This is a genomic window from Brachyspira sp., from assembly GCF_050873525.1.
Taxonomy (GTDB): domain Bacteria; phylum Spirochaetota; class Brachyspiria; order Brachyspirales; family Brachyspiraceae; genus Brachyspira.
Genome location: NZ_JBNMIZ010000118.1, coordinates 1 through 8,094, shown reverse-complemented (window position 1 = coordinate 8,094; position 8,094 = coordinate 1). Strand labels below are relative to the sequence as shown.

Below are 8,094 nucleotides of genomic sequence, written 5' to 3'. Positions count from 1 at the left end.
TTAATGTATTATATAGCTTAATAAAATAGGTTAAGAGGAATATCCGTGAATTTATTTGACTATATTAAATACAGTTTATTTAACATAAGAACGCCAGAATTGGTGGAGAAAATGCGTATTAACGAATATGCTAAAAAAATTTCCTCCCAAAAATACAAGTTCGTTGAAATAAAGACAAAAAATATAACTTCAAATTGCGCAAAATTTATATATGAAATATATAAAATCATAGTTCATTTACTGCCAGCTTTAAAAGACGAATTTATAGTAAGGGATGGAAAACAGTTTTCATACTATTTGATAGAAGTGTCTTTTAATAATGAAATAAAAGAAATATACGCGACCTTAAATAAAGAATATATGCTTACAAAAATTAAGGCGGGGAAAAATCCTAATAGTGTATTTGAAGAAATAAAAGGAAATTTCCTCAAATTCAAAAATTATTTAAGCGGAGAAAACGGAAAAGAAATAAATTTAACTTTCAATTTGATTAGAGATTTTGCCAATATATCTAATTTCGATTTCTTTTTGTTTTTAAGGTCTTTCTGCCCATCGTTTGCGGACGGAGTATATAACGCTAATCCAGATTTTAAAAATACATCGAATCCTCAAGTAGTTGACGATTTGACTAAATTGGACGATGCTGTAAACAGTATAATAATAAAAAAAGAACTTATATCAGCTTTAAATATATTTTGCAACTATGCGGGATTATCCCAAATATCCGATAAAAATATGAAAGCGCTTTTGACAAGATTAAGATATTTACAAACTCCTGAATTATTAAGCGATATAATAATTTTTCTTCTTAAAGATTTTACTTATAAACCTCATGTTTCCTATTCGGACACTAATATATTTGTAAACTATATTACCGATTTTGCAAAGAATTTAAAAAACGATATGGAAAGCATAATTAAAGATATAAAAAACAGTAAAATAGCGAATATAAGAAATAAAACTTTCAGCGGAATAGAAATATTAAAACTGACGAATGTTAACGAAGATAAAAATTCGCAGTTGGAAGAATTTGACTGCGAGGTTTTTACTTGTATAGAACCTTTGCAATATATTAAAACTTTTGTTAGCGAAATATTTGATATGGAATATAAAGCGCCGTTAAACGATATGTTTTTAGGCTGCGAATTCGTCCACAAAGAAAGGAATTCTCAAGGCTTAGACGCTTTCTATACTTTAAATGATTCTAAAGAAGAAATACAAATGTTCGATTCGACTTTGAGTCCAGAATCGGATAATTTCAAAAGACTTAGAACTTGGCTTGTGTCGAAAAATAAAGCGAACGCAAATAGAGATTTAATAGAAAATATGGTAAAAAAAATAGACGGCGAAGGAAATAAAATTGTCCTCAATGTATATAATTCCATTTTGGATTTGACTACGATATTAAAAAATATTATAGAAGACTGCGTAAACGGAACTAAAATAGAAATTTCAAATGCGAGCAGAATTTCAACTTTGGAAAAATTTAGCGTTGATATAGCAAAAAAGATGTTAATAGATTTTGAAAATTTTATTTCGCTTATGAAAAATTTTGTCAGATAATTAAAATATAATTTATGGAATAATCTTTAATGAAAAAAAATCATAAAACTATAATTCAAATAATAATTGGAATAGCGGTAAGCGTTTTATGTTTATATTTCGCTTTCAGAGGAATAGATATAAAAGAATCCATAGAAATAGTGAAAAATATTAAAATTCCTTATGTTATAATTTCTTTGATTTTAAGCGTTGTTATAATCGTTTTCAGGGCTTTAAGATGGGAATGTTTTATACCGTTAAAAGAACCGATAAAAAAAAGAACAATAATCGCTTCGGTTTATATCGGATATATGGCGAGCAATGTTCTTCCCGCTAAACTTGGCGAAGTCGTTCGAGCTTATATTCTCGGCGCTAAAGAAGGCGTTAGTAAATCTGCAGTTTTCGCGTCCGTTGTCACAGAAAGATTATTTGATGTAATAACAGGAGTTGTTATACTTTCAATTTCGCTAATATTTATACCAAATTTGCCCGACACGGTTTTATATGCGGCGGTTTTTTTATTTGTAATTTCCATAGTTGGAATAATAATTTTAGTATTTTTGAGTTTTAATAAATCTTTCGCTCATAAAGTTTTTAATAAAGTATTTGGAATTTTGCCTCAAAAAATATCTGTTAAATTAATAGAATTTTCCTGCAATTTTATAGACGGAATAGGAATTAAAAGCGACATTAAACATATATTTTTGATTTTTTTATATACGGCTTTATATTTAATCGGACAGATATTTACTATAGGATTTCTTTTAACCGCTTTCGATATAAAGGCTTCTCCGATAATCGCTTTATTCATATTTGCCGCGGGAGGTTTTGGTTTTGCCGTTCCATCCGCTCCTTCGGGAATAGGTCCTTTCGAGTGGGCGATAATTTTCGGGCTTTCTTTAATAGGAGTAGACAAATCAATAGCCGCTCCATACGCTTTGGTATATCATATTATGGGAATAGTTCCGATTACAATAATAGGTTTTATATTTTTATTTGCTTTGGGAATTGATTTAAAATCTGCAACGAAGAGGCAGTAATAAACAACGGACTATATTTAATATGTATTGCAAGAAATAGTAATAGCAATTAAACATTAGACATTTGAAATATATTAAAAACATCCTCTCGATTTAATTTTCTAAATTTTTTGAATTCCAAAGTTCCGTTTTTAGTAGCTCTGTCGGTTAATTCGTTTATAATATCTTCGCTTTGTATTCCTATTTTAAGTTCGGTAAAATTCGTAGGCATATTTATTTCTTTAAAATATTCTATAGTTTTTTCAATTCCTTTTAGCCCCGTTTCGTCTTCTATATTCCATACATTTTTTGCATATTGAATAAATCTTTCTTTTTTATCTTTATAACAATATTTAGCCCAAGAACCCCACATAACCGACAAACTCGCTCCATGCGCCACATCAAATTTAGCGCTTAATTCATGTCCGAATTTATGAGCTATCATATCGCTGTCCGCTCCAAGTCCCGTTAAATTATTATGAGATAAACTTCCGCACCACATAAGCTCGCTCATCGCGTTATAATTATTTTTATCTTTCATTGCTATAAGTCCGTTTTTAATTACCGTTCTTAATATCGCTTCGGCTATGGCATCCGTAGTTTGATTATTTTCGCTATCTCCAAAATATCTGTCCATTGTATGCATCATAATATCCACTATTCCGCATGAAATTTGATAATATGGCAAAGTGAAAGTTAAACAAGGATTCATAATTGCAAATTTTGGTCTATTTTGTATTACATTCAAACCGACTTTTTCTGCCGTTTCTTCGTTAGTCAAAACCGCTCCCATACTCGTTTCGCTTCCCGCCGCAGATATTGTCAATATGCATCCTACGGGATAACTTTTTGAAACTTTTTCTTTACCGCTCCAAAAATACCATATATCAATATTTGGATTTGCAACTCCAAGCGCTATTGCTTTTGCCGTATCTATTACGCTTCCGCCTCCTATCGCAAGAATGAAATCCGATTTAAAATCTATCGCTTTTTTAACTCCTTCTCGCGCATACGAAAGAACTGGATTTGCTCTTACTCCTCCGAATAAAAAATATTCTATATTTGCCTTTTTTAAAATATTTTCCGTTTTTTCAAGCAAACCGCTTTCTTTAACGCTTTTAGAACCGTAAACTATAAATACTTTTTTAGCTCCAAAATTATTTATTTCTGGCGCGATATTATTTTCAGCGTCTTTACCGAATATTACTTTTGTAGGATTATCAAAAATAAAACTTTGCATAATTTTCTCCGTTTATAATTTAATTAAAATAACCAATGTATAATAAAAAAGTAAAATATCAATTAATCCGTTTTTTCATTTTCCAACTTCAATTTATTAATCGCTTTCTCATAACCTAAATCTGCCGATTTTTTCAAACTCTTATTTGCCACAGTCAAATATTTTTCTTTTTTAATTTCATCTTTCTCATGCTTGATTAAAATATTATATAATTTATAAATATCGTAATAAGCAATATAATCTTCGCAGTTCGTCTCCAAAACTTTTTTCAAATATTTAATCGCTTTTTTATATTTTTTCTGTTTTCTAAATATAATGGAAATCAAATAATAAGCGTCCGAGTCGGATTTATTTATTGAAATCGCTTTCTCCAAATCTTTCAAAGCGTCTTCGAGCCGATTTAATTCAATATAAGTTTCCGCTCTATTATAATAAATTTCGCTGTCATGCGGATAAATTTCTATCGACTTATTATAAGTTTCCAAAGCCTTATCGTAAGATTTTATATCGTAATAAACTCTCGCCAAATTATAATAAGCGTCCAAATTTTTTTCATCCAATTCTATTACTTTAAGCAAATTCTCAATCGCCTTTTCGTAATTTTTATTTTGAATATTCTCTAACGCTCCGTAAAAATAACGATTTTCTTTATTTATCATTTTTTAAGCCTAATAATTTTTTATTTAAATTATATAAAAGCGAGTATAAAATGTCAAAATATTTTTATATTGACTTTATTCAATTTATATAGTAATGTATATTATCATAAGAAAATATTTACTTTGGAGGTATATATGCCAAGTTTTGCAAATCCTTTTAACGCTAATGTTCAAAGAAAGGTAAACAAAGAAGAATTAATTCAGGCTATAAGATTGGATATAGCTGGAGAATTGGAAGCGATTTATTTATATGACGCTCATGTTATGGCTACTGACGACCCTGTTGCAAAAGCCGTTTTAAGCGACATAAGAGACGAAGAAAAAGCTCATGTCGGAGAATTAATGGCTCTTTTAAGACATTTGGACCCTAAAGAAGCCGAACATTTTGAATCTGGAGAATTGGAAGTAAAAGAACTTATGGAAGAGCTTGGCATAAAAGAACCCAACTTATCTGGACTTACGGTTGGAAGTTTGAAAAATAAATAATTTTAAGGAGGCAAGGTATGGATTATTTGGCAAGAGAAAGTTCGCCTTTTGAAAATAGTTTTTGGAAAGATATAGATAAATCCGTTATAGAAACGGCGAGTAGAACTTTAATAGGAAGAAGATTTTTAAATATTTACGGACCTTTAGGCGCTGGAGCTATAAGCGTTCAATACGATAAAAATGACAGAGAGGAAATATTTGAAAACGGTATAGTTAAAACATCTGGAAGAAAATCCGTAGAACTCCCTCAATTATACGAAGATTTTACTATTTTGTGGAGAGACTTAGAAAATAATGAAAAAAATAAAACCCCTTTAGATTTATCTGTCGTGTCTTTGGCTGCTCAAAATTTATCAAATAGAGAAGACAAATTAATATTTTATGGAAACGAATTATTAGGAGCGGAAGGAATTTTAAATGCAAAAGGAACGCAAAAATTAAAATTAAGCGACTGGGCTGCGGGAGAAAATCCGTATAAAGATATAGTTAAAGCTATCAATATGATTATGGAAAAGGGAATGGTAGGAAAAATCGTTTTATGTTTAAGCAGAAGTTTATATTTTGATTTGCAAAGAATACAAGAAGGAACGGGAATGACTGAAGCTCAAAGAATTTCAAGTATGATTGGAAATTTATTTAATGTTTCAGTTATAAAAGATAAAAAAGCCGCTGTAATATGCGCTGAACCACAATATATAGATTTGGCTATAGGAGTCGATATGGCTACGGCATATTTGGAACAGAAAGATTTAAATCATAGTTTTAGAATAATGGAGACGATTTTACCAAGAATAAAAGAACCAAACGCCATAGTCGTTTTAGAATAATAAAAATTATTTTCCGCATGCGATTAATAATTTCGTATGCGGTTTTTATTTATATAATATAATTTTTATTTAACTTTTATCTCTATAATTTTACTTTCCACTCTTTTATTTGAAACAGTTATTTTTATAGCGCCTTTCTTATCGTTTGTTTTTACCCAAAAAGAATAATATCCGCCTTCCAACACGGGATTATCGTTTCCTATCAATTCGCCCGCTCCTTTAACTTCTATATTAATCGCTTCATTGATATACGGAAGTCTATTCCCAGCAGAGTCAACCGCTTTAACAGTTATTCTTGTCGAGTCCCAAGCGGAACCTTCTTTTATAGAATATATTTCTTCATCGTCCGCCGTTATTTCCAATTCTTTGAAAGTTGGATTTTTCAAATAATTTCTTTCAATTTCCGCTTTACCGTTTATATAGCCGATTACTTTTAAATCTTCCCAATCCATAGAACTTACGCCAGGAATATTCTGGTCAATATTAATAATAATCGGAGGATGTTTTAATCCCTGATATTTATTTGTAGCGGGATATTCTTTTGCAATCATAATATCTTTAAAATAAACTTCGACATAATCGCAGTTTGTGGAAATCATTAACGGAGTAATTCCTCCAATCGAACGTTCTCCTCTCGCGTATATCGTTATCGGTTCTAAAATTATTTTTTTATCCGTATCCATTTGAGAAGAATAAACGCTTGCCGCAAATTTCGGATTTCTAAACATATCGTAAACGCCGTGATAACATATTCTGTCGCCCGAGCCAAAATCGTAATGCGTATGATAATCAAAAGCGCACCATCCCGTTCCGCCTGCAATATGATTGTCAATCGCAATCGCATTAACCACTTCGTAATGTCTTTTTGTATGTTCGACTAATCTTTCCTCCTGGTCTTGCATTTTAGTAGGGAACATATGTCCGTTATATTCGGTAATCATATAAGGAACATTTTTATTTAATTTTGTCACAAACCTTTGAGCTTTAAGAGGAGATTCTTTTCCATCATAATTAAAATCATTAACGGTAAATACATCTTCAAGGAATTCGCTTCCGATTATATATCTAACTCCGCCCGTAGGACGCGTTTTATCCAATTTATGAGCGACTTTATTCGTTTCTTTATAAAAGCTATGATTATCCTGACTCTCGTTAATTCTAACTCCCCACATAATTATCGAAGCATGATGAAAATCTCTTTCAATCATATCTTTAACATTTTCAATCGAAACTTTTTGCCAATCCTTATTTCCTATATACTGCCATCCCGGGATTTCTTCAAAAACAAGCAAACCTATTTCATCGCATCTGTCTAAAAAATGTCTTGAAGGCGGATAATGAGATGAGCGCGCTATATTTAATCCCAAATCAAATTTTAGAATATCGGCGTCTTTTTTCTGAATTCTTTCGGGCATAGCGTAGCCGACATAAGGAAAACTTTGATGTCTGTTTAATCCTCTCAATTTTATTCTTTTATCGTTTAAGAAAAATCCGTTTTCCGTTATTTTTATGTCTCTAAATCCAAGTTTTAACGAAACCAAATCTTTATTATCCAAACTTATATCGAGTTTGTAAAGTCGCGGATTATCTATATCCCATAATTCTATTCTGTCGGATTCTATATTCCAATCAATATTTATGTCGGTAAATAATTCGTTTTTTAATTGAATCTCTTTTTTTATTTTTCCTATAAGATATTCTCTGTTATACAAATTAAAATATAGAGTTTCTTTTATCGCTTCCTTTTTTGAATTCCTTATTCTGATTTTTCCAGTTATAGTTTGATTCGATAAAGCCGTGAGCATCGCGTTTTCTATCGAAATATTATCCGTTATTATTATTTGAACTTCTCTATATATTCCGCCGTAGCATAAATAATCTATCTCGTTTCCGAAAGGGGGGATATCGTCTCGCTCTCTGCTGTCCAATTTTACCGTTATATTATTGTCTCCGTCTTTTAATGCTTCGGTAATATCATGTATGAAAGGCAAATATCCGCCCTTATGCTCGCCGAAACTTTTTCCGTTTACAAATACTTCCGCAGCCGCCATAGCTCCTTCAAAATTTATAAGTATTCTTTTATCTTTAAGTTTTGCTTTGTCGTAATTAAAAATATTTTGGTAGCCCGTAATAAGCCAAGTATTCGATTCGTCAAAATAATGCATCGGAATTTCATGGACGGTGTGAGGCAAAGTTATATTTTCGCCTTTAAGAAATTCTTTTTTTATATTGTCGTTCCATTCTTTAAAAAATTTCCAATTAGTGTTGAAATTTATTATCTCTCTCATAAAAATTATCTCCAATAAATATTTTTGATTATT

General features: G+C 30.8%; 7 protein-coding genes. 4 read left to right on the top strand and 3 right to left on the bottom strand.

The window, feature by feature from the left end; all coding sequences use genetic code 11:
- Nucleotides 1-45 precede the first annotated feature (45 nt).
- Nucleotides 46-1,563 carry a DUF5312 family protein gene (locus tag ACR0QS_RS08550; protein WP_432633022.1) on the top strand — a complete coding sequence of 506 codons (1,518 nt, stop codon included), beginning with the start codon at nt 46-48 and terminating at the stop codon, nt 1,561-1,563.
- Between the two features lie 29 nt (nt 1,564-1,592).
- On the top strand, nt 1,593-2,582 hold the full coding sequence (locus ACR0QS_RS08545) for a lysylphosphatidylglycerol synthase transmembrane domain-containing protein (RefSeq protein WP_432633021.1): 990 nt from the start codon (nt 1,593-1,595) through the stop codon (nt 2,580-2,582).
- A gap of 49 nt (nt 2,583-2,631) precedes the next feature.
- On the opposite strand, the gene ACR0QS_RS08540 is transcribed toward ACR0QS_RS08545, so the two are convergent.
- Both ACR0QS_RS08540 and ACR0QS_RS08535 read right to left on the bottom strand, forming a co-directional pair.
- A complete protein-coding gene (locus ACR0QS_RS08540; protein WP_432633020.1) occupies nt 2,632-3,801 on the bottom strand; it encodes an iron-containing alcohol dehydrogenase in 1,170 nt (389 codons plus the stop codon).
- A 62-nt stretch (nt 3,802-3,863) separates the two neighbouring features.
- Nucleotides 3,864-4,460 (bottom strand): tetratricopeptide repeat protein, encoded by a 597-nt coding sequence (locus tag ACR0QS_RS08535; RefSeq protein ID WP_432633019.1) that lies wholly within the window; start codon nt 4,458-4,460, stop codon nt 3,864-3,866.
- Between the two features lie 135 nt (nt 4,461-4,595).
- On the opposite strand from ACR0QS_RS08535, the gene ACR0QS_RS08530 reads away from it, so the two are divergent.
- Nucleotides 4,596-4,946: a demethoxyubiquinone hydroxylase family protein gene (locus ACR0QS_RS08530; protein ID WP_137998899.1), complete on the top strand. Its 351-nt coding sequence runs from the start codon at nt 4,596-4,598 to the stop codon at nt 4,944-4,946.
- A 17-nt stretch (nt 4,947-4,963) separates the two neighbouring features.
- Complete coding sequence (locus ACR0QS_RS08525; protein ID WP_432633018.1) at nt 4,964-5,773, top strand: family 1 encapsulin nanocompartment shell protein; 810 nt, start codon at nt 4,964-4,966, stop codon at nt 5,771-5,773.
- Between the two features lie 65 nt (nt 5,774-5,838).
- On the opposite strand, the gene ACR0QS_RS08520 is transcribed toward ACR0QS_RS08525, so the two are convergent.
- A complete protein-coding gene (locus ACR0QS_RS08520) occupies nt 5,839-8,061 on the bottom strand; it encodes a glycoside hydrolase family 2 TIM barrel-domain containing protein (protein ID WP_432633017.1) in 2,223 nt (740 codons plus the stop codon).
- Nucleotides 8,062-8,094 lie beyond the last annotated feature (33 nt).